The sequence below is a fragment of the Streptomyces sp. 8P21H-1 genome, assembly GCF_013302945.1.
Window position 1 is genome coordinate 28,085 of sequence record NZ_JABTYA010000220.1, and the last position, 21,087, is coordinate 49,171.

A 21,087-nucleotide genomic window follows, 5' to 3' on the forward strand; every position below is an offset into this window, starting at 1 on the left:
CCGCACCTGCGCCTGATCGGCCCCACGCCGAAGACGACGCCGTGGCCCGCGTGTTCGCGCTGCACCTGCTGCTCTGGCACGAATACGACGTCGACCTCACTCTGCCCCAACTGCACGCCGACACTGCGCTCGGCCGCGCCATGCAGGCCACCTGCCAGCCCGGTCTCACCGCCGCGCTGCATGCTCCTCCTGCGCTCGTGCTGCCCTTCGACTTCGAGTTCCGACCCGTCCGTCAGTCTCGATCGCAACACCACTGACCATCTCGTCGCCGATATGGAGCGGCTACGTGAGCACTTGGGCATCGAGCGCTGGCTCCTCTACGGCGGCTCCTGGGGCTCAACACTGATCCTCGCCTACGCTGAGCGCTATCCTGAGCGAGTCTCCGAGGTTGTCATCGTCGGCGTCACCATGACCCGGCCGGAGGAGACCGACTGGCTCTACCGCGGCGTCGGACGCCTACTGCCCGGCCCCTGGGAGGCATTTCGTGACGCATTCCCGGAAGCGGACCGGAGCGGCAATCTTGTGGCCGCCTACACCCATCTGTTGAACAGCTTTGATGAGGCGGCCAGGGCTAAGGCGGCGCGAGACTGGTGCGCTTGGGAGGATGCTGTCATCGCCCACGAGGTACTCGGTCATCCGGGCGCCTACAGCGACAAGGTTGACAACGCACTGATGGCATTCGTTCGGATTTGCGCACACTACTTCGCGAATGACGCCTGACTTGAAGATGGACAACTCCTGCGTGACGCACACCCGCTGGCTGGTATCCCGGCAGTGTGGATCCACGGCCGGCTCGACCTGGGCAGCCCTTTGGAGACTGCATGGGAGTTGTCCAAGGCGCGGTCAGACGCGGAGCTGAAAGTGATCGACGACTCCGGACACATAGGTAGTCCTGCGATGCAGGACATGACCCTGGAGGCGATTACTCAGTTCGGCAAGAGCGGACGGTGACGCGCTCCGCACTACACGGTCGACTCGTCACCCCGGAAGAGAACCAGAAGACAGGAATAGCGCACAAGCAGAATATCCCCGGCTGGTAATTCACCAAATCGAGAGCGGGGCGCTCACCCAGTCTACGGCGCTTGGCGCGGGCCGGGTACCTCACCGGTCGGCCGGGGACCTGTGGCGAGACGGTGGGCGTACTGCTTCATAAGGCTTCTCCCTCTCTTTCAGCAGTCGGGCGCTCGAGGAAGCGCAGTATCTCGCGGCAAAGCTTGTCGAATGAGGGCGCGGCATGGCGGGCAGCGTCGAGGTCGAAGTACTGGACAAAGGAGGGCTGATGGGCGGGAGGCCGGTAGGTGCTGCCCAGCGGCATGCGGTCAGACAGCCACTCTTTGGCTCCGCGAATCGCCTCCGGATTGGGCGGGGGCGCAAGGTCATGGGGCAGTCCCATGCGCCCGGCCAGGAACCATGCCTCAAACTCCCGCACGGCCACCACCGCGGTCAGAGGGACATGCGCGTGACTGTTCCGCGCCAGGCTGTGTATTTGAGTGGCCAACTCGACGGCGCAGTCGTCGTCCGCGTCCAGCAGGACGAGCACGGCGGTGGGGCAGGGCCGGCGCGCGGTGACGATGGTGAGCGCTTGGCTGAGCGGCTCGAGCTTGAGCATCCGGTCGTGCGGAAGGCGGTAGGCGGGTTGGATGTCGGCGTAGGCGCCTTCGCGTAGGTGGGGGACGAGGCGGTGAAGCAGGCCCTGAAGGGCCTTCTCCTCTCCGTGGCCCTCCACAACGGGTGCGATCACCGGGTAAGGGATGGTCACTGCGGGCCGCCTTCCCGCAGGCCGTGCGGCCAACTGCTCTTGGGGCGCATTTCTCCACTGCGCAGGAGTTCGGGAAGGGTCAACACGCCGTCAGCGAGCAGGCTGCGGCCGGTCTCGTCGATCGGACCAATACTGCTGCCGTGACCGTCGTCGCGTACGACCAGCAGATGGTCCGGGTCGGCGGCGGAGCTGTCCAGCAGATCGGCGCTCTGGGTGGTCACTATTACCTGCGTGTTGCGCGAAGCGCCCACCAAGGCGTCGTAGAGGGCTCCCAGCACTGGTGGGTGCAGAGAGATCTCGGGCTCCTCAATTCCGATGAAGGGGATCGAACCGTTCAGCGCTCGGGACTGGAAAAGTGCGGCAAGAACACCGGCCAGGCGCAGTGTGCCGTCGGACAATGACCGGCGGTCGACCTGCTTCCGGCTACCGTCCTCAAGGAAGCGGCCGACAACGTAGGCCAGGTCGGCCTCCTCGAACTCCTTGCCGTCCAGCCCCGCCGCATTCTCGATCATGGTGGAGACGTAGCCGTCGATGGTGTCCTTGACCCATGGCCTGTGCCGGGACAGGAGGTTGAGGACCCGTGCCAGGTGCTCCCCCCGTTCGCCCAGGACGACGTCACCGCGTCGGCTTGGCGTCTGGTCAATGTCCCGCAGCACCGGCGTGTGCAGTTCGTAGAAACGCATGGAGTGCAGGCTGCGGGCGACCGGGTAGGCGCCCCGCTGACGGCGAGAGACTTTGGACAGAAGTAGGTCATCCCGCCAGTCGTCTGAGCGCAACTGCCGGTCGAGATCCGGCAGCGAGAACAGGGCGGGCTCCTCAGGGAACACCAGTTCTTCCCGCCTGATGCCGGGCCTGCCATCCGCCTCGGGATCGGCACCCACTTCCAGTAGGTACGAAGCCTCCAGCGTCACTCGTTCGCTGTCCGGTTCGGAGGCGGGCACGGTGACGTCCAGCCGGATGCGAAAAGTGTCTGCCTGTGTGCCCGCTGAAGACCTGTGAAGGATCTCTTCCAAGCCACCTCGCGGCTCCAGAGCCTCTCCCGGTGACATGCGTAGGGCATCCCGGACGAAGCGCAGCGCGTCCAGGAAGTTCGACTTGCCGGCTGCGTTCGGCCCCGCGAGGACCGTCAGCGGCCCGAGCCGGACGTCACACTCGGCAATCGACCGGAAGTTCTCGATCCGGACACGTGTCAAGAGCACGGCCACACACCGCATCCGACACCACGCGCCGCATGGCGGTCTCGCAGATCGCCAAGGCCCGGCTGACCGGGTACCGCCGCAGAAGCGCTGCTGTTCACGTGTGTCCCCACTTCCTCATCCGTATCGACCGCACCTGTCACCGTCCTTTACCAGCAGCGTGCATCGCCATGGGGCGATGCACAGGTGCCAACGCGGTCCATGATCAGGCTGGCCCATTGCTCGCAACACTACCGAGGCTCTCGATGCCCCTTCTTCCGCCACTCCCCCGGAGCACTGGACATCCTCCTGCGGTCCTGCAGCCGCAGGACCGCCACCGAGTCCGGTGATCGCGGGACTCTGTGAGTTGAGGGCGGGCAGACCCAGGGGGGTGAGGCCGATCCTTGGAGTGGACACCCCGACAATGTCGGTCTCAGCCCCGCCATAGCGGAGACGTGGGCCAAATACGCCAACGACAGCTGGACCCATTACCTCGCCGCCCGCACCTGATGTAGCGGCTCCCCCGACCACACGACTTCACAGTCACTTACGGAGACTGGGCGGGCGGGATGTGCACGGTCATGATCAGGCGGCATGTCTCGGTGCCTGAGCCACGGTAGGTGTGGGGGACGTCGCTGTCGAAGGTGGCGGTCTGACCGGCCTCGACCGGGTGCTCGGTGCCGTCGACGACGAGAACCATCTCTCCGGCGGTGACGCTGACGGTCTCCACGACGCCAGTCTGGTGCGGGTGGCTGGGGTACTCCTCGCCGGGTTCCAGTTTCCAGCGCCAGACCTCAACCGGGGCCGGCCCCGACGTGGTCAGCATGAGCCGGGCCTCGCCGCCTTTCTTCCCGGCCCACAGGGGCATGGCGGCGTCGGCAGACACAACCCTCACGCGGCCTTCAGCCGGCCCCTCCATCAGTGCGGACACCGAGATGCCGAGGGTGTCAGCAAGACGGACCAGGGTGGCGAAGTTGGGGTTGCCCTGAGCCTTTTCCAAGGCGACCAGGGCGCCCTTGCTGACCTTGGCGCGTCGGCCGAGTTCATCCAGGGACAGTCCGGCGCGGGTACGGGCCGCGCGGACGTTGTGCGCGAGCGTCCGCAGCGCCATCTCGGTCTCGGCCATCGGTTTGGTCCCTCCAGCAGCAGGTCGGCGTGCTGCACCGTGCGGTCGTTCAGTTGACGATTTGCGGTCGGTGTGTTGTACGGTGTAGTCGTTCCATTGATAGTAAGGGATGTACGTACCGTGATCGCTCTCCTGCTGGCCCTGGGTAGCTCCCTAGCCTACGGATGCGCCGACTTCCTCGGCGGCTTGGGCGCTCGCAAGGCCCATGTCCTGCGGACCGTGATGATCGCTGCGCCGGCCTCGCTGACCGTCGAGCTGCTGCTGTGGCCCTTCCTCGGCGCCTCCTTCGAGCCCGCCACCCTCGCCTGGGGCACTGCCTCCGGTGTCGCGTCGGCCGCCGCGTTCGCGCTGCTCTACAAAACGCTGGCGATCGGGCCGATGAACGTGCTCTCCCCAGTGACCGCGTTGGTCTCCGCGATGCTGCCGGTCGGGGTCGGGCTCGTGCAGGGTGAGCACCTCGGCTGGGCCGGGCTGGTCGGCCTGCCGCTGGCTCTGGCCGCGGTGATGCTAGTGAGCGCCGCAAACGGCGCGAAGGGGGTCCGCCCCTCGCGCACGGCGCTGCTGCTGGCCTTCGGAGCCGGGACTGCCATCGCTCTGCAGCTGATCTTCTTGCACCAGGCTCCCTCCGGCAGTGGTGTGGCCCCGCTCGTCATCGGCCGCGCCGTCTCCTCCGCCGTCACCCTGACGGCCGCCGGGATGATGTACCGCAAACTCGGTTCCGACAAGCCCGCCTACGCGATATCGGCTGCCGCCGGAGTGCTGGACTCGGTGGCGAACCTGCTGTTCCTCTTCGCCGCCCGCAGCGGCGACCTGGCCGTCGTCGCCGTGATCACCGCCCTGTACCCGGCCGGCACCGTCCTGCTCGCCCGCAGCGTCCTGGCCGAGCGCATCCACCGCCGCCAGCTGATCGGCCTGGGCACCGCCGCCGTCGCCGTCAGCCTTCTCGCCCTCACCTGACCGCCTCGCTCTTGGAAGGATCCGAGCATGGTGGTCCCGCCTCGGGACACCGTCCTGGACACCGCCGAGTGGCAGACCTGGATCGCCGACGGCCACGACTTCGGCAGCCTCGGCGTCAACAGCCTGCCAGGGCAGGCGCCTCTTGCTGCGCCCCATCACTTCAGCCACGACGGCGACACCCTGCTGCTCCACTTCACCCGGCGCGACCCCGACTGGGAGGCGGTCGAGGCGGCTCCGGACGTCACGTTCACCGTCCCCGCCCTACCCCTGCGGTGCCGGCGCGCCATGTGCGGCCGCCCGCTTGCCGCGTGCGGGGGAACCCAGCACTTCACGGCCGCCCAGTTCACCTGCCGGACCACGATCACCGAGGATCACGACGCCGGGACCAAGCCCACGCGCCGCCCGGCCGCGGCTGATGGCTCGCCCTGCAGACGGCCAGGGTCCGCGCTTGACGGACTGCGCCTCGACGTCATCGAGGCCCGTGCGAAGACCGCAGACGGCGACTACGAGTCCACCGACCAACGAGCTGATCCTTTCCATCCGCGCCCTGCGCTCGGCCTCGGGCCGGGCTAACCCTCAACCTCCCGCACACCACCCCCGGAACGGACCTTCGATGACCCTCTTCCGCATCACCCCAGATATCGCTGACGCCTTCCCCGACACCCTCATCGCCGTCGTCACTGCCACCGGTCTGCGCGGCCGCGAGTCATGGCCGGCCACCACCGTCGCGCTGGAGGAAATGGAAGCCCGGCTCGCCCACGGTTCCTGGTCCCCGGCCGACGAGAACGACCCGCGCATCGAGGCATGGCATGCCGTCTACCGCGCCTTCGGCACCAATCCACGCCGCATCCGGCCCAGCGTCGACGCCCTGGGTCGCCGCCTGGCGAAGAAGGGCACCCTGCCCCGGATCAACCCGGCAGTCGACTCCTACAACACCGTTTCCGTCCGCCACGGCCTGCCCGCAGGAGCCTTCGACCTCGGCCATGTCACCGGCGACGTCGAGATCCGCTACGCCGACGGCAGCGAGACCTTCACCCCACTCGGCGAGCCGGGCACCGTCGAGAACCCCAAGCCCGGCGAGGTCATTTACACCGACACCACCGACGTGCTCACCCGGCACTGGAACCACCGCGACGCCCACCGCACCCGCGTCACCGAGGACTCCACCCATGTCGCCTTCGTCCTGGAGACCGTCACCGCCACCCGCGACGAGCAGCTCCTCAGAACCGCGGCCGCCGACTTGCAGGCCCTCCTGCAGCCGCACTGCGACACGAGCACCGTGCACTACCTCAGCCCGGCCCACCCCGACGCCACCACCTGACCGCCCCGGCCCGCCCAGCACGGCGGCAGGGCCACGCCTGCCGCCGCCGTAAGTCCACCCCCGCACCCCGTTGGAGGCCCGTCTTGTTCACCGGTCTGAGCGCCTTCCCGCTCACTCCCATCCCCGGCAACGGCAGCATCGACGAGAAGGCGTACGCCGCGCTGATCCAGCGGCTCGCCGCCGCCGGCGTCGACTCCATCGGCGCGCTGGGCTCCACCGGCTCCTACGCCTACCTGACCCGGGAGGAACGCGCCCGCGTCGCCCACCTCGCGGTCGAGCACGCCGACGGCGTGCCGGTCATCGTCGGCATCGGGGCCCTGCGCACCCGCCAGGTCCTCCAGGCCGCCGAGGACGCGCAGAACACCGGGGCCTCCGCGGTCCTGCTGGCGCCGGTGTCCTACCAACCGCTGACCGAGGAGGACGTCTTCGGCCTGTTCGAGGAGGTCACCGCAAATCTGTCGGTTCCGCTGGTGATCTACGACAACCCCGGCACCACGCACTTCACTTTCACCGACGAGTTCTACATCCGCCTGGCCCAGCTGCCGCAGGTCGCCTCCATCAAGATCCCCGCCCTCCCCGCCGATCCCGAGCAGGCCCGGGATCGCGTCGAGCACCTGCGCCGGCTCCTGCCCGAGACGGTGACCGTAGGCATCAGCGGAGACGCCGCCGCGGCCCGGGGTCTGAACGCGGGATGCGACGCCTGGTACTCGGTGATCGGCGGCACCTTCCCCCAGCCGGCCCTCGCCCTCACCCGCGCAGCCCAGGCCGGCCGGCACGAGCAGGCCGCACAGGAGTCGAAGCGGCTCCAGCCCCTGTGGGACCTGTTCGTCCAGCACGGAGGCTCCCTGCGCGTCGTCGCCGCAGCCGCAGCCCACCTGGGCCTGACCGCCCACCGCAACCTCCCGCTGCCGCTGCGCGGCCTGGACGCCGAGGAACGCGCCCACCTCGCCACGGTGATCGAGCAGCTCCACCTCCACACCTGACAGCCCGCCGCCGCCCTCCCACACGCGGGAGGGCGGCGGCGCCCCGGACTTCCTTCCGCCCCCATTTCCCGCAGGAGACGCGCGGCCGTGCGCCTACGCACCGACCAGTTCGTCGACAAGCCCGGCTGGGGTCCGCTGGTCCGCTACATCATCGCGGCGACCCTGGCCCGCACCTCCGACGGCGGCGCGGTCGTGGCCATCGTGCTGATGGTCACCGCCGGCGACGGCTCGGGCTGGCTGGCCGGCGCCCTGGGGGCCTGCATCACCGCCCCCCACCTACTCGGTCCCTTCGTCGCCCGCAGCCTGGACACCGCCCGCGACGGCCGGACCGTCATCGCCGCAGCCTCCCTAGCCCACGGCACCGCCCTGGCCGCCGCCGTCCTGCTCTACCCCCACACCCACCCCGCCGTCACCGCCGTCCTGCTGGTCGTCTCCGGCCTGTTCGGGCCCCTGCTCACCGGCGGTATCAGCAGCCGCCTGCCCGCCATCGCCGGACACGGCCAGCGACGCCAGCGCCGGGCCCAGGGCTGGGACGTGACCACTTACGGCATTAGCGGCACCGTCAGTCCCACCCTCGTCGCCGCCCTCGCCACCTGGGCCTCACCCGCCACCGCCGCCCTCACCCTGGCCGCCGGCTGCTTCATCGCCGCCGCCGTCATCCGCTTCCTGCCCCGTACCCCGGCCCCCGGCAAAGCCGCAGACGTCCCCCGCCCCATCCGCACCCTCACCGGCATCCTCGCCTCCGGGCCCCTGCGCCGCACGCTGTATCTGACCGTGACCGTCGCCTTCAGCGTCGCCGCTCTGCCCATCGTTGCCGTCGCCGGCACCCCTGCCCTCGGCGTCAGCGCCTCCGTGGCCGGACTCCTGACCGCCGCCTACGGCCTGGGCAACCTCGCCGGATCCGCAGGCGTCATGATCCGCCCCTCCCGCACCGAAGCAGACCAGCTCACCACCCGCCTCGCCGCCACCGTCGGCGCCACCCTCCTGCTGATCACCCTCGCCCCCTCCTTCCCGCTCGCCCTCGCCGCCTACGCCGCCGCCGGATCGCCAACGCCTACTTCTTCGCCGCCACCCTCGCCGCCCGCAACGAATACGCCTCCGACAACGCACGCGGACAGATCTTCGTCTGGGTCGGCGCCCTGAAGATCACCGCAGGATCCGCCGGAACAGCAACCGCTGGCGCCCTCATCAGCACCGGCCTCCTCCCCCTCCTGGCCACCGCCCTCACCCTCACCGCCACGCTGCTCTCCTCCACCGAACGCCACCGCCGCCGACGCAACCCCCACCCTGACCTCCCATCGCCCGAACCCTCGCGGGCCCAGCCCAAGAGCGAACACGCGACCAGGAGTCCGGGCCCCGGCAGGATCGACGGCCGCACATCGACCTGACGGACTGAAAACGTCCTGCCGAGACTTCAGACACCAGCACCGGTTTCCCGACCCGTTCCTACTCGGACCCCGAAGAGGCCCGCGCCCTCGCTGCCCAGCTGCGGGACGAGGTCGAAGGCATCGCACGCCCACCGATCTGATCGCCACATCGGCCTAGAACCTCCCAGCCCATCGCGCCGCCGGTGAGGAGGTACCGATCATCCTCGCTGCCCGACAACCCATGCGGGTCCGACTGACTCCCGAGGGCTGAGCGATGACGCCGGAAGAGTACGAGCGGTGGCATGTCCGGAACTGCGCACGCTGCGGCCGTCGGGCGGCGAAGTCGGCAGAGTGGCCGAGGTCGATGAACCGCTGGTCTCGGACGTGAGTCGTCATCACGAACTCAAGCCCGTGACCGTCCTTCTCCATCGCGGCCCAGCACCCGGCGGTCACATAGGCCCAGCTATCGCTGCGTGGACCGGGGCCGACAACGAGAACCCGCAGGTCGGGCAGGACCTCGCGTCGTTCCGACCCCAGGTCACAGACGACGACCTCAACGGAATGCCCCTCGAAGAACGCACGGACATGTGACTCAACGGCCTCCACGGCCAGCAGCCTCGCATCACTCACCGCGCGATCATGCCAGACCCCGATCAACCGACCCGACTTCTCACCCAGCGTCATGGTCCGTGAGTCTCAGCCGCGAATACGCGACACCTCAACATGCGGGCCTACCAGTCCCAAGGCCGGTACAGCTCCTCGTCAGATGCGCGGTCCAGGCCCGTCCTGCCCGTGTCACCCGCCCGGGTTGCCCCGCGGGTTCTGGACGAGACCGTTCTGGTAGGCGATGACGACGAGTTGGGCTCGGTCGCGTACGTCGAGTTTGGACATGGCGCGCTGGATATGGCTGCGAACGGTCAGCGGGCTGAGGACAAGATGGTCTGCGATCTCTGTGTTGGACTTGCCGTAAGCGGCCAGGGTCATGACTTCGCGCTCGCGGTCGGTGAGGGCGGCGAGGCGTTCGGGCGGTGCGAGCGGTGGGCGGTCCGGTGCCGCCAGGAAGCGGTCGATGAGGGAGCGGGTCGCCGTCGGGGAGAGCAGCGAGTCGCCGCTCGCCACGGTGCGGATGCCGGCGAGCAGGAGGTCGGGGCTCACGTCCTTGCCAAGGAAGCCGCTGGCACCAGCCCGCAGCGCCTTGGCCACGTTCTCGTCGCTCTCGAAGGTGGTGAGGATCAGGACACGGGTGGCCGACAGGCCGGGACGGGCGCAGATGTCCGCGGTGGCGGCCAGGCCGTCGGTGCCGGGCATCCGGATGTCCATGAGGACGACGTCGGGTTCGTGGGCGAGGACGAGGTCGACGGCCTCCTGGCCGTCGGCGGCCTCCGCGACGACGGTGAGGTCCGGTTCCGAGTCGATGAGAATGCGGAAGGTGGCCCGGAGCAGGGCTTGGTCGTCAGCGAGCAGGACGCGGACGGTCATGAGTCGTTCTCGCTTTCGTGGAAGTTGTCCAGCGGCAGTACGCAAACAACTTCGAATCCGCCCTCCGGCCGGGGCCCGGCACGGAAGGTGCCGCCAACTGAAAGGGCGCGTTCGTGCATGCCGAGCAGCCCGAAACCGCGGTGCGGTTCCGGCTCGGCCGGAGAGTGGCTGGCCGAGGGATCGCTGGTGTCGTTGTCGATGGTGAGGGTCAGGTGGTGGGGTGTGTAGGACAGCCGCACCCGGGCGGTGCGGGTGGCCGCGTGCTTGGTGACGTTGGTGAGTGCCTCCTGGACGACCCGGTAGGACGTGAGGTCGAGGCCGGGTGTGAGCTGCTTGGGCTCCCCCTCGACGGTGACGTCGACGTCGAGGCCGGCCTCCGCGCAAGTCGCTACGAGGTCGGGCAGCTGCGCAAGGCCCGGGGCGGGGGCTGTCTCTTCATCATCGGTGTCCTGGCGCAGAAGCCCCACTGTGGCCTTGAGTTCGCGCAGGGCCGCGGCGGTTGTCTCGGGCAGCCTCGCGACGATCTCGAACGCCTGCTCGGGGTTGCTGCGGGCAAGGTGCGCCGCGGTACCGGCCTGGGCGTTGGCGAGGGCGAGGTGGTGGGCGACAACGTCGTGGAGTTCGCGTGCGATCCGGATGCGTTCCTGGATGACGCGCCGGCGTGCCTCCTCCTCCCGCTCGTGCACTGCGTGCTCGGTCCGGGCGGCAGCGTACTCACGCCGCACCCGCACGTAACCGCCGACGGCCGCGGCCACGAGGATCCAGGCGGCTGGATTGAGGCTGGTCAGGAACAGCGGGTGCGGGAACGTGTCGGAGAACAGCCCGATCACGGCTGTGGCTACGGCCGTGACCAGTGCGCTCTTCCACGCCGTTCTGCGCGAGGTGAGCAGGCTCGTGGAGTACTGGGCCACCAAGAGGGGGCCCATGAGCAAAGGGGTGAGCAGGTAATTCAGGGCGCTCTCGGCCATGACGCACAGCGCGGTCGCCGCCAGCACGGGCAGAGGGTGGGTGCGCCGTCGCAGCAGCGCCGCGCAGGCGAGGGCGGACAGCGCGACGCCGGGCCACAGGACGAGCGGGTCGTCCATGATCAAGCGGGTGAACCAGGCACCGGTGACGGCAAGGGCGAACAGCACCGTCAGGCCGAGCGCTCGCTGCGCGTGCGGATGGCTCCTCACGCGAAGCCACCAGTTCGTGCTCATTTTCGCCCTCCAAGGCAGGGCCCCCCGGTCAGAGTGTCAGACGCGTGCCGCGGAGCCGTTGCGTAGGCTCCGCGGCACGCTGGTGCGAGTTGCGTCAGATGCGCACGGATGTCTGCGCGGGGATGTCACCGCTTGCCGGACCAGTGGTGGGGGCAGCTCGATCGGTGAGCCCGGTGCCCTCGACATCGACACGCGGCAGTGCCCTGTCGAGCCATCGGGGCAGCCACCACGCCTTGTCGCCGAGCAGGACGAGCACAGCCGGTACCAGAGCCATGCGGACCACGAAGGCGTCGAAGAGCACCGCGCTGGCGAGCCCGAAACCGATGGTCTTGATCATCGACTCGTCCGCTCCGACGAAGCCGGAGAAGACCGCGATCATGATCGCGGCAGCGGCCACCACGACTCGGGCGCTGTACCGGAAACCGCTCACGACCGCCTGTGCGGGCCGCTCTCCGTGGACGTATGCCTCACGCATACGAGCCACGAGGAAGACCTCGTAGTCCATGGCCAGGCCGAAGACGATACCCACCAGGAAGATCGGCATCAGACTCATGATCGGGCCGGTCTGCTCGACGCCCAGCAGCTCCGCTCCCCAGCCCCACTGGAAGACCGCTACCACCGCGCCCAGCGAGGCCAGTACCGACAGCAGAAAGCCGAGGGCAGCTTTCAGGGGTACGAGCAGGGAGCGGAAGACCACCAGAAGCAGAACCAGGGACAGCAGGACGACGACCGTCAGATAGGGCAGCAATGCGTCCTGGAGCGCCCCGGCGGTGTCGATGTTCATCGCGGTGGTGCCGGTGATCTCGAAGGTCGCCCCGGTCTGCTTCTCCAGACCTTGGCGTGCGGCACGGATCGTATGGACGATGTCCTTGGTGGCCTCCTCGTTGGGACCGGTCGCCGGGACCGCGGAGAAGAGTGCGGTGTCGCCATCCGGGTTGAACCGCGCGGGCGAGACCGACACAACGCCGTTGGTCCGCTCGATCTCGCCGGTGATGGTCCGCGCGGCCGCCTTCGGGTCGTCGGCACCCTTGGCGTCCACCACGATCGTCAGGGGACCGTTGAAGCCGGCGCCGAAACCCCCGGCAAGCGCGTCGTATGCACGCCGTTCCGTCGTGGAGACGGGTTTCGCCTCGGCGCCCGGCATGCCCATCTCCAGCTGTGCGGCGGGCAGGGCCAGCGCACCCAGGCCCGCCACCCCCACCAGCAGGACCAGTACGGGGCGGCGCAGCACAAAACGGGCCCACCGGGTACCGCCGTTGTCCCGCCCGCCGGCCGCATGTTGCGCGGTGGCGGCGCCCTGCTTGCGAGTCCTGCGGGTGAGAACGGCATTCGGCCACATACCGAGCAGGGCGGGTACCAGCGTCAGGGCGACGAGCACGGCAAGGATGACCGCTCCCGCCGCGCACAGACCCATCTTCGTCAGCATCGGAACACCGATCACGGACAGGCCGGCAAGGGCGATGACGACGGTGAGGCCGGCGAAAACCACCGCGGAGCCGGCAGTGCCGGCCGCCAGACCCACCGCCTCGGCCGGCTGGTGACCGTTCGCCCGTTCCTCGCGGTAGCGGGAGACGACGAACAGGGCGTAGTCGATGCCGACCGCGAGCCCGAGCATGGAGGCCAGGGTGCCAGTGGTCATGTCCAGCCCGAAGGTGCTGCCGAGAGCGAGGATCGCGCACATGCTGATCCCGACGCCTATGACGGCGGTGAGCAGGGGCAGGCCGGCAGCCGCGAGTGATCCGAAGGTGATCAGCAGTATGAGGGCGGCCAAGGCGATGCCGATGACTTCGGCCGAGCCGCCTGCGGCGGGCTGGCTCGACAGGACATTGCCACCCACCTCGACCGTGAGCCCGGCGTCGCGCGCCTTCCCGATGGCGTCTTCCAGGGCGTTCTTGCTGGCATCAGTCAGGTCGTCGGCCTTGACCTTGTAGGTGACCGTCGCGTAGGCAGTGGAGGCGTCCTTGCTGACTGCGTTCGCCCTGAAAGGGTCGACGGCGCTGTCCACCTGGGGTCCGCCGGCCGCCTCGGACACCAGCGCGTCGACGGCGGCGCGGTGGCCGGCGGCGGTGATCTTCTCCCCGTCAGGGGCGATGAACACGATGCGGGCGTTGGCACCGTCGGCGTCCGAACCCGGGAAACGTTCCCCGATCAAGTCGAATGCCTTCTGTGCCTCGATGCCAGGCATGAAGGAGGTACCGGCGCCCCCGGCGGCCGGGGCCTTGGCGGCGCCCAGCCCGACGGCGCCAAGAAGCAAGGCCCACAACAGGACCACGAGCCAGCGCCGCCGGAAGGCGGTGCGGCCCAGTCGATAAAGAAGGGTAGCCACAGGGATTGTTTCTCCAGGTCACGGTCTCGGACAGTTCCCAAGGCTGCCCTGACGGCCCCGCCAGGGCGTCGTGCGAGTGCTGTCTCTTTCGCCTCGTGCGGCTGCACGAGTCGGGACTCACCCGTAGTACTTGAGGAGGAGATCTCACTGCACCGCGTGCCGCCCTGCACCTGACCGAACCGTCCGGTCCCGTCCGGCGTGCCTCGCCTTGAAAGTCGGGCGCGGCACACCATCCGGCTGCCCGGGCCCGCCTGTCTGCTCCGCGCCACTCAAGACCAGGCTTCCTTTGGATTGAAAGGGTTCAATCGCCAGAGCGACCTAAGTAAAACGGCGATCTGGCAGGAAATGCTCTCAAAACAACTGGTCAGGATGAATCGTGTCAACGCTATTGACGCGTCCTGGCAGCGCCCATAGCTTCACCGTGCCGAAACGATTCAGCCACATGTGAGGTCGTCGTGATCAGCAGAAGAAGCGTCCTGACAGGGACTGCGGTTGTGATGGGTGCCATGACGACCGGGTTCGCACCCGCAGCCCGCGCCACCTCCGGGTCCGCCTTCGCCGGCCGGATGAGTGCTTACTACGCAGGCGTCGAGACCCGGTACCGGCCCGAGGTGCGGTGGTGGCTGGCCGAAGGACTGCACACGGACGGGACGCTGCGGAAGAGCGTCAAGGAGATCGCCGATCTCGGCTTCGGGGCGGCTGAATTCCTCGCCATGCCGGAGGCAGGGGCCGATGACACCGTATACGGCTGGGGTTCGCAGGAATGGACGCACGACTCCCGTCTGGTAATCGAGGAGGCGACCGCGCGGGACCTCGGGTTCAGCCTCACCAGCGGCGCGCACTGGGCGACCGCCAACCTGCCCGACACCTACACCTGGGACGGCGTCAGGTTTGACTACGACAACAAGGCCGCCTCCAAGGAACTCGACTACGCCACCGTGCTCCTCGCGGCCGGCGAGAAGTTTGAGGGCACGCTGCCGCGTGCGGTCAAGCCGGCCCAGTCGGCCGCGTCCAAGGAGAACGTCTTCGAGGGCGTCGTCGCCGCGAGGATCACCAAAACCCGCCCGGACAGCGGGCAGGCGAACGACTACCGCGAGGGCACCGGCACCGGAGAGCTGGACTTCGAGTCACTGACCGACCTCTCCAAGAAGGTCGTCAAGAAGGGCGACGCGTACTCGCTGAGCTGGACAGCGCCCCGCGACGGTCAGTACGCCCTGTTCGTCTACTGGATGCACGGCACCGGCGAGACCTTCGAACCCTCGGTCAGCCTCAACTACACGATCAACTATGTCGACTCCTACGGCATCGACGCGCTGAAGGACTACTGGGAGGAGAACGTCCTCACCGCCGACCTCAAGCACAAGATACGGCAGAACGGCCGTGGCGAGATCTACATGGACTCCCTCGAACTCGCCAGCTACGGAGCGGCCGGCGTGCTCTGGGGCTACCACTTCAAGGACGAATTCCGCGCCCGGCGCGGGTACGACGTGACGCCGTACCTGCCGGTCATCTCCTGGGACAAGACCCGCCACGACTCGAACACCCCGCCACGGTTCGACTACGCCGCCTCGGACCCGGCCCGCACCCCACGCATCCAGAAGATCCGCAACGACGTCAACCAGACGTTCTCCGAACTGTACGAGGAGAACGTGCTCAAGCCCTTGCAGGAATGGCTGCACAGCCTGGGCATGAAGCTGCGCGCCGAGCCGTCGTACGGCATGGTGTACGAGATCTCCACGCCCGCGAAGTACCTCGACGGCGTCGAGACGGAGACGTTCGCGCACAACGGCGACCTCGACGTGTACCGCGGGATGCTCGGATCCGCCCACATGTACGGCCGGCCGTTCTCCAGCGAGACCGGCGCCGTCGGCGGCCACAACTACTACTACGACATGGACTACTGGACCCGGCTGTCCTACCTGCAGTTCGTCGGAGGCGTGAACCGCACTGTCTTCCACGGCTATTCGGCCATCGAGGGATCCGAGGCGGACACCCGCTGGCCCGGCCACGAAGGCATGTACACCTTCTTCTCCGAGCGGTTCGGCGGCCGTCAGCCGGCATCCTTGTTCTACCCGGAGTGGACCGAGATGCTCGGCCGGATCCAGAAAGTGCTGCGCCAGGGCAAGCCGCGGCGGGACATAGCGATCCTGCGGACCGACAACGCGTTCATCTCCTACGGCCAGCCGCGTGCGAACACGCCCGCCGAGAACAGTTACTTCATGAACGACACGCCGTACTTCTGGCGCGACCTGTCGTTGCAGCACGCCGGGTACACCTACGACTACTTCTCGCCGCAGCTGCTAGACGACACGGAGAACGTCTCCTGGACGCAGCACGAGCTGCAGCCGGACGGCCCCGGCTACCAGGCCGTCATCCTGTACCAGGACTCCCTAGAACTCTCCAGCGCCAAACGGCTGCTGCGCATCGCCCGGGACGGCCTGCCCGTGCTCTTCGTCAACAACACCGCCGAGATCAGATCACACGAAGGCCCCCTGATCGAGTACAAGAAGGCCGCCTCGACCACCCGGTTCGCCCAGGACAGCGAGGAGGAACTGCGCAAGGTCGTCGGCCGGATCAAGGCGCTGCCCAACGTCGCCGAGGTCAACCAGCCCAGCGCCGCTCTCGCCGCGCTCAAGAGGCTCGGTGTGAAGCCCCGGATCGCCTTCGCGGAGCCGAACAACAAGATCCTGACGCTCTCCCGGCTCGACGAGAAGAAGAAGGTCCTCTACACCTTCGTCTACAGCTTCAAGTTCGAGAAGAACAAGGGCGAGGGCCCCTTCGGCTTCGTCCTCTCGCTGGCCGGGCGGGGCAAGCCGCACACCATCGACGGCTGGACCGGTGTCATCGACCCGGTGGGCACCTACGACGTCGGCTCCAGCGCAACACGGGTCCCACTGTCACTGAAGCCCGGCGAGGCCAGGATCATCGCGCTGGACCTCAGCGATTTTGGCCGTGGCGTCCACGCCGTCAGCACCACCGCCGACCGGGTGATCGAACACGGGAACGCGATAGCGGTCCAGGCGACCAGCAGCGGTACCTACACCACCACGCTGAGCAACGGACGCAGGGCTCGGACGCGGGTACAGGTCCCCGACCGCATTCCGCTCACGCGCTGGGACATCGTCGTCCAGGACTGGAACGAGGGCGATCGTGTGGGCAACACCGAGACCAAGTTCGGCCACGAGACGCGGGAGGTGTACTACACCACGAAGAAGACGGACCTGAGCTTCCGCGACAGCCTGCTCGTGCCGTGGAAGGATCTCCCGGCGACACCGCAACAGCTGGCACGGCTGGCCGGCGACAGCCCCTCGATGTCACACGTCTCCGGCGTGGGCACGTACAGGACGACGTTCCGTCTGCCGAGGGACTGGAACGCGCACAACGGTGCCTTCCTCCAGCTCGCCTCGACTAACGGGGACCAAGCCCGCGTCCTCGTCAACGGCCGCAGAGCCCCGGGGGTGGACCTGCGCACCCTGCGGGTCGACATCACGGATCTGCTGCGCAGGAACGGAGAGAACACGGTCGAGGTCATTGTGACGACCACGCTGACCAACCGGATGAGGCAGCGCGGCTACTCCACCGGTGCCACGGCCCCGCAGGACTACGGGCTGACCGGTGAAGTGTGGATCACGCCATACACCATTGCCGATGTAACCCGCTGAGGGAGACTCCCTGACACTGCGAACGCACCGGACGAGACATACACACCGTTGTCCGGGACGCCGGCGGCGGTCACCATGACCAGCAGTAACAGGCCGAGAGTGTCGACGACGATGCCGCGTTTGCGTCCGACGATCTTCCTGCCGACGTCAGTGCCTTGGGTGTCGGTGGGTACGCTGGTCGCGGTCTTGGCGCTCTGGGCGTCAATGACACAGGCAGTGGATTCGGCGGTGCGTCCTGCCTGCTCACGGACCATCCGGTGCAGGTGGAGGCCGAGTTTCTCGATGGTACCGTCGGCGGTCCAGGCGCTGAAGTAGCCGAACACGGTGGTATGCGGCGGGAAGTCGTGGGGCAGGTAGCGCCATGCCTCGAATTCTTCGGGTGTGAGGTGGTCGAGGGCGAAGTGAAGCCTCTCGGTGTTGTACCAGCCGACCCGTTCGACGATGACGTGTTCGACCTGGTCAGCGTCGCGCCAGGAACCTTGGCACTTGAGCAGGCGCCGGCGTCCGGAGCGGAGTGCAACGAACGCCGGCAGGAGACGTCAGGCCCGGACCGAGGGCTCGTCGGTGACCGTCTGCTCGCTCTTGGACTCCTCATTCGCGGTACGCAGGGCGGGGATCAGGCCGGCGACGGCGGCCGATACCAGTGCGACGCCGCAACCGATGAGCAGGCCCGTGCGGAAGCCGTCCTCAGAGGCGAGGGAGTGTCCACCCATAGACATGGTCATCTGCGCCAGGACGACGCCGATGACCGCCGATCCAATGGTCGTGCCGAGGGAACGCATCAGGGCGTTGAAGCCGTTGGCCGCCGCTGTTTCCGAGACCGGTACCGCGCTCATGATGAGAGCAGGCATGGCGCCGTACGCAAGGGCGACACCGCTGTTGATCACGATGCCCGCGACCATGATGCCCACGGCGGTCCCCATGAGGGGGAGGGCGAGGGCGTAACCGACCGAGATCACCAGCGCGCCGAGAATCAGGGCGAACTTGGGACCCCTGCTGTTGATGAGCTTTCCGCCGAGCGGGGAGATGATCATCATCATGACGCCGCCAGGAGCCAGGTACAGGCCGGCGGCCAGCATCGACTGGCCCAGGCCGTAACCGGTCGCCTCGGGGAACTGCAGCAACTGTGGGGCGATCAGCATGAAAGCGTACATGCCGACGCCGATCAGGATGGAAGAGACGTTGGTGAGGAGAACGCGCGGGCGGGCCGTGGTGCGCAGGTCGACCAAGGGCTCACGGGTTCGCAGTTCGTAGAAGCCCCATACGAGGAGGGCTACGACCGCGAGGGCGAACAGACCAAGGGTGGTGCCGGAGGTCCAGCCCCAGTCGCCGCCCTTGGAAATGGCGAGGAGCAGGGAGACGAGGCCCACGGCGAGGCCGACGGCGCCGGGGGCGTCGAAACGCTGGCCCTTTGCGGCGGCGGGGACGTCGGGGACGATGAAGTAGATCAAAATACCGATCATCAGGGCGAGGCCGGCCGAGCCCCAGAACAGCACCCGCCAGTTCGCGTACTGCGCGACAGCCGCGGCCAGCGGCAGGCCAATAGCGCCGCCGATGCCCATAGAGGCGCTGACCAAGGCGATCGAGCCGCTGAGCTTCTCCGTGGGCACGACGTCACGCAGCAGGGCGATGCCAAGGGGCACCATGCCCATGCCCATACCCTGCAGACCGCGTCCGATGATCATCGGCACGACGGATGAGGCCAGTGCGCAGATCACCGAGCCTACGAACAAAGGCACCGCACAGACCAGAAGCATCCGCCGCTTGCCTATCAGGTCTCCGAGCCGCCCGGACACAGGCACGCACACACCGGCGACGAGCAGAGTGACGGTAACCACCCACGCCGCGTTCGAGGCACTGGTGTCGAGAAGTTGCGGCATGTCTGCGATCAGGGGAGTCACTAGCGTCTGCATGATCGCGGCGATGGTGCCGGCCAGTGCAAGTGTGGGGACGACACCCGATCGGGTAGTCGTCTGCGGGCCATACATGGTGGAGCTCCTCTACAGAACCTTTACGAACAACGGCGTCCCGAACCGACGCAGCATGCATCGTACACATTTCATGTATCTGGCACATGCCATGACGGGTACATATGATGACCCGGAGCCGACTTTTCGGGTTTGCAGCGCAGAGAAGAGGACATGTGGACAGGGCGGACGGGGCTTCAGCCCGGGTCGAGCACGAACAGATGCTGTTGAGCCGCTACATGCACATGCACAAGAGCAAAGGCCTTCGCGCCGGTAGCGTCCTGGACCGCAGCGCCTACATCCTGCTCAGCCGCATCCACGCACAGGGGCCCATGTCGATCGGACAGCTCGGCGACGCCTTCGGCCTCGACACCTCCACCCTGAACCGGCAGACCGCAGCAGCCATGCGCGCCGGCCTGGTTGAGCGCATTCCCGATCCCGACGGCGGCATGGCTCGCAAGTTCCGCATCACCGAGCAGGGCCGGCAGCGCCTGGAAGATGAACGCACCGGCATCGTGGCCAACCTGGACCGCATCATGGCCAAATGGCCGGAGCAGGACATCCACGCGTTCGCCGACTACCTGGAGCGCTTCAACAGGAGCATCGAGCAGCTGAGCGGGAAGCCGTGGCCCGAACGTCAGACGCCGCATCCGACACGGGACTGAAGGACGCCGGAGACACGGCCTCCGCTTGACTCTGATTCCTGGCCAAGGAATAGGAAATTGCGGATAGGATCACTGGACTTCCCATATCGGAAGCCGCGACGCTGATGAGACGTATCAGCCCTCAAGCCACCAGGAAACTACGGGCGCTGATCGAGAAGCACCAGGAATGGGTCGTAGAGCAGCCATGCCAGGCAGCTGCCGACAGCTTTCAGGTGTGGTGGGGAATGCCTTGGTGGCCAGGTACCGGCCGATGGTGTTAATGACGACGGCTTGGCGGACGTCACTGTCGACGCCGATCCCGTCAATCGCTTGGATGGGCTGTAGCACGGTGGCTAGGTTGGTCCTTTGATGCGTGGAGGTGTGGGCTCGCGCGCACCAGCTCGACGCACGGGCACGACCGTGATGGGACCGTCTCGGTCAAGCTCCTGGCGTGTTGAATCGATCCCAGACGCTCGGTCTGCAGCCGTAGTATCAACCAGGGATTGGGGTAAACCCTCGATCGGCGCCTCCAACATACTCACAGTCGGGATCTTCAAATCCAAAGTTGTCGATCTACGAGGCTGGTCTCCGGACGTTGAGTTAGCAGATCCTCAGGCATTTCCCTTCAGCCCGACTGCCAAGGCTGTGCCCCACATGGCCAGTTGATAGTTGCGCCGGACGTGGAGAGTGGGCGGTGGGGATGAATCATTCCGAATGGCTTGTAAGTGAGCATTTAAAGAAACTCTGTGCCGGTAAGTAACTTTCACGCCCGTCGCTTTTGAGGTTCTTGTCTCATGCGTACACCCTCGCGTCCATCGAGCTGCGGATTTGGCTGCCGGTTTGCTCCGTTTCTTATGCACAAAGTCTGTCTGGTTTGAAGATCAGGCAGAAACGCCCAGCAGCAGCGGAACGGCACCGTCCGCCGCATCCATGATCACGCTACGACGTGAGTCAGCGGAAGCCGTACCTCAGTGACCTGTCCGATGCCCGATGGGCCTGTGTCTGGAGGATGTGGGCATAGACCAGCAGGGCACGAAAGCCGAGGTCCGAGGCGATCGCATCGGTCACCTCGCCGACGGATTACTGACGTTGTCGCCGTGGTGTCGTCAAGGTGAGTCCGGT

At 67.4% G+C, this 21,087-nt stretch carries 16 protein-coding genes and 3 pseudogenes; 9 read left to right on the forward strand and 10 right to left on the reverse strand.

Translation table 11 applies throughout. The features are described from left to right. Positions 1-50 precede the first annotated feature (50 nt). On the forward strand, positions 51-257 hold the full coding sequence (locus HO151_RS03900) for a hypothetical protein (RefSeq protein WP_217422839.1): 207 nt from the start codon (positions 51-53) through the stop codon (positions 255-257). Further along, positions 217-951, forward strand: a pseudogene (locus HO151_RS03905) (alpha/beta hydrolase); the annotation flags it as partial. The gene HO151_RS03900 and the pseudogene HO151_RS03905, both read left to right, overlap by 41 nt. Before the next feature lie 196 nt (positions 952-1,147). On the opposite strand, the gene HO151_RS03910 reads toward HO151_RS03905, so the two are convergent. From HO151_RS03910 to HO151_RS03920, 3 genes are all read right to left on the reverse strand, one after another. Continuing rightward, complete coding sequence (locus HO151_RS03910) at positions 1,148-1,759, reverse strand: DUF4276 family protein (RefSeq protein ID WP_173894708.1); 612 nt, start codon at positions 1,757-1,759, stop codon at positions 1,148-1,150. Continuing rightward, on the reverse strand, positions 1,756-2,958 hold the full coding sequence (locus HO151_RS03915) for an AAA family ATPase (protein ID WP_173894709.1): 1,203 nt from the start codon (positions 2,956-2,958) through the stop codon (positions 1,756-1,758). Before HO151_RS03915 ends, HO151_RS03910 begins: the two co-directional genes overlap by 4 nt. Before the next feature lie 523 nt (positions 2,959-3,481). Then, the gene (locus HO151_RS03920) at positions 3,482-4,060 is read right to left on the reverse strand and encodes a helix-turn-helix domain-containing protein (protein WP_173894710.1); all 579 of its coding nucleotides are present in this window, start codon (positions 4,058-4,060) and stop codon (positions 3,482-3,484) included. A 120-nt stretch (positions 4,061-4,180) separates the two neighbouring features. Between HO151_RS03920 and HO151_RS03925 the strand changes: the two genes are divergently transcribed. The 5 genes from HO151_RS03925 to HO151_RS03945 all read left to right on the forward strand — a co-directional run bounded on the left by HO151_RS03925 (position 4,181) and on the right by HO151_RS03945 (position 8,464). Continuing rightward, entirely contained in the window at positions 4,181-5,017 is an 837-nt protein-coding gene (locus HO151_RS03925) for a DMT family transporter (protein ID WP_173894711.1), read from the forward strand. A gap of 27 nt (positions 5,018-5,044) precedes the next feature. After that, positions 5,045-5,590, forward strand: coding sequence for an FMN-binding negative transcriptional regulator (locus tag HO151_RS03930; protein WP_173894712.1), 546 nt, complete (start codon positions 5,045-5,047; stop codon positions 5,588-5,590). A gap of 40 nt (positions 5,591-5,630) precedes the next feature. After that, positions 5,631-6,338, forward strand: a complete 708-nt coding sequence (locus tag HO151_RS03935) for a B3/4 domain-containing protein (RefSeq protein WP_173894713.1) — start codon at positions 5,631-5,633, stop codon at positions 6,336-6,338. Positions 6,339-6,421: 83 nt separating this feature from the next. Then, positions 6,422-7,321: a dihydrodipicolinate synthase family protein gene (locus HO151_RS03940; protein WP_173894714.1), complete on the forward strand. Its 900-nt coding sequence runs from the start codon at positions 6,422-6,424 to the stop codon at positions 7,319-7,321. Between the two features lie 87 nt (positions 7,322-7,408). Next, positions 7,409-8,464 (forward strand): MFS transporter, encoded by a 1,056-nt coding sequence (locus HO151_RS03945; protein ID WP_173894715.1) that lies wholly within the window; start codon positions 7,409-7,411, stop codon positions 8,462-8,464. A 398-nt stretch (positions 8,465-8,862) separates the two neighbouring features. On the opposite strand, the gene HO151_RS07360 is transcribed toward HO151_RS03945, so the two are convergent. The 4 genes from HO151_RS07360 to HO151_RS03965 form a co-directional block, all read right to left on the reverse strand. Beyond that, a complete protein-coding gene (locus HO151_RS07360) occupies positions 8,863-9,372 on the reverse strand; it encodes a hypothetical protein (RefSeq protein ID WP_254594693.1) in 510 nt (169 codons plus the stop codon). Positions 9,373-9,483: 111 nt separating this feature from the next. Then, positions 9,484-10,167: a response regulator transcription factor gene (locus HO151_RS03955; RefSeq protein ID WP_173894717.1), complete on the reverse strand. Its 684-nt coding sequence runs from the start codon at positions 10,165-10,167 to the stop codon at positions 9,484-9,486. Beyond that, the gene (locus HO151_RS03960) at positions 10,164-11,366 is read right to left on the reverse strand and encodes a sensor histidine kinase (RefSeq protein ID WP_173894718.1); all 1,203 of its coding nucleotides are present in this window, start codon (positions 11,364-11,366) and stop codon (positions 10,164-10,166) included. Before HO151_RS03960 ends, HO151_RS03955 begins: the two co-directional genes overlap by 4 nt. A gap of 94 nt (positions 11,367-11,460) precedes the next feature. Next, positions 11,461-13,692: an MMPL family transporter gene (locus tag HO151_RS03965; RefSeq protein WP_173894719.1), complete on the reverse strand. Its 2,232-nt coding sequence runs from the start codon at positions 13,690-13,692 to the stop codon at positions 11,461-11,463. Between the two features lie 497 nt (positions 13,693-14,189). Between HO151_RS03965 and HO151_RS03970 the strand changes: the two genes are divergently transcribed. Beyond that, the gene (locus HO151_RS03970) at positions 14,190-17,354 is read left to right on the forward strand and encodes a glycosyl hydrolase (RefSeq protein ID WP_217422836.1); all 3,165 of its coding nucleotides are present in this window, start codon (positions 14,190-14,192) and stop codon (positions 17,352-17,354) included. A gap of 47 nt (positions 17,355-17,401) precedes the next feature. On the opposite strand, the pseudogene HO151_RS03975 reads toward HO151_RS03970, so the two are convergent. The 3 genes and pseudogenes from HO151_RS03975 to HO151_RS03985 all read right to left on the reverse strand — a co-directional run. After that, positions 17,402-17,716, reverse strand: a pseudogene (locus tag HO151_RS03975) (IS5/IS1182 family transposase); the annotation flags it as partial. 15 nt (positions 17,717-17,731) lie between these two features. Further along, positions 17,732-17,887: pseudogene (locus tag HO151_RS07685) on the reverse strand (integrase core domain-containing protein); the annotation flags it as partial. Positions 17,888-17,893: 6 nt separating this feature from the next. Then, complete coding sequence (locus HO151_RS03985) at positions 17,894-19,342, reverse strand: MFS transporter (protein ID WP_173894721.1); 1,449 nt, start codon at positions 19,340-19,342, stop codon at positions 17,894-17,896. Positions 19,343-19,542: 200 nt separating this feature from the next. Here HO151_RS03985 and HO151_RS03990 point away from each other — a divergent pair, with 200 nt between their 5' ends. After that, positions 19,543-19,986 (forward strand): MarR family winged helix-turn-helix transcriptional regulator, encoded by a 444-nt coding sequence (locus HO151_RS03990; protein WP_254594701.1) that lies wholly within the window; start codon positions 19,543-19,545, stop codon positions 19,984-19,986. Positions 19,987-21,087 lie beyond the last annotated feature (1,101 nt).

Coding starts and splice junctions, on each gene's coding strand:
- HO151_RS03920 (WP_173894710.1), bottom strand. CDS start 4,060: ATGGCCGAGACCGAGATGGCGCTGCGGACGCTCGCGCACAACGTCCGC.
- HO151_RS03930 (WP_173894712.1), top strand. CDS start 5,045: ATGGTGGTCCCGCCTCGGGACACCGTCCTGGACACCGCCGAGTGGCAG.
- HO151_RS03935 (WP_173894713.1), top strand. CDS start 5,631: ATGACCCTCTTCCGCATCACCCCAGATATCGCTGACGCCTTCCCCGAC.
- HO151_RS07360 (WP_254594693.1), bottom strand. CDS start 9,372: ATGACGCTGGGTGAGAAGTCGGGTCGGTTGATCGGGGTCTGGCATGAT.
- HO151_RS03955 (WP_173894717.1), bottom strand. CDS start 10,167: ATGACCGTCCGCGTCCTGCTCGCTGACGACCAAGCCCTGCTCCGGGCC.
- HO151_RS03960 (WP_173894718.1), bottom strand. CDS start 11,366: ATGAGCACGAACTGGTGGCTTCGCGTGAGGAGCCATCCGCACGCGCAG.
- HO151_RS03970 (WP_217422836.1), top strand. CDS start 14,190: ATGGGTGCCATGACGACCGGGTTCGCACCCGCAGCCCGCGCCACCTCC.
- HO151_RS03985 (WP_173894721.1), bottom strand. CDS start 19,342: ATGTATGGCCCGCAGACGACTACCCGATCGGGTGTCGTCCCCACACTT.
- HO151_RS03990 (WP_254594701.1), top strand. CDS start 19,543: ATGCTGTTGAGCCGCTACATGCACATGCACAAGAGCAAAGGCCTTCGC.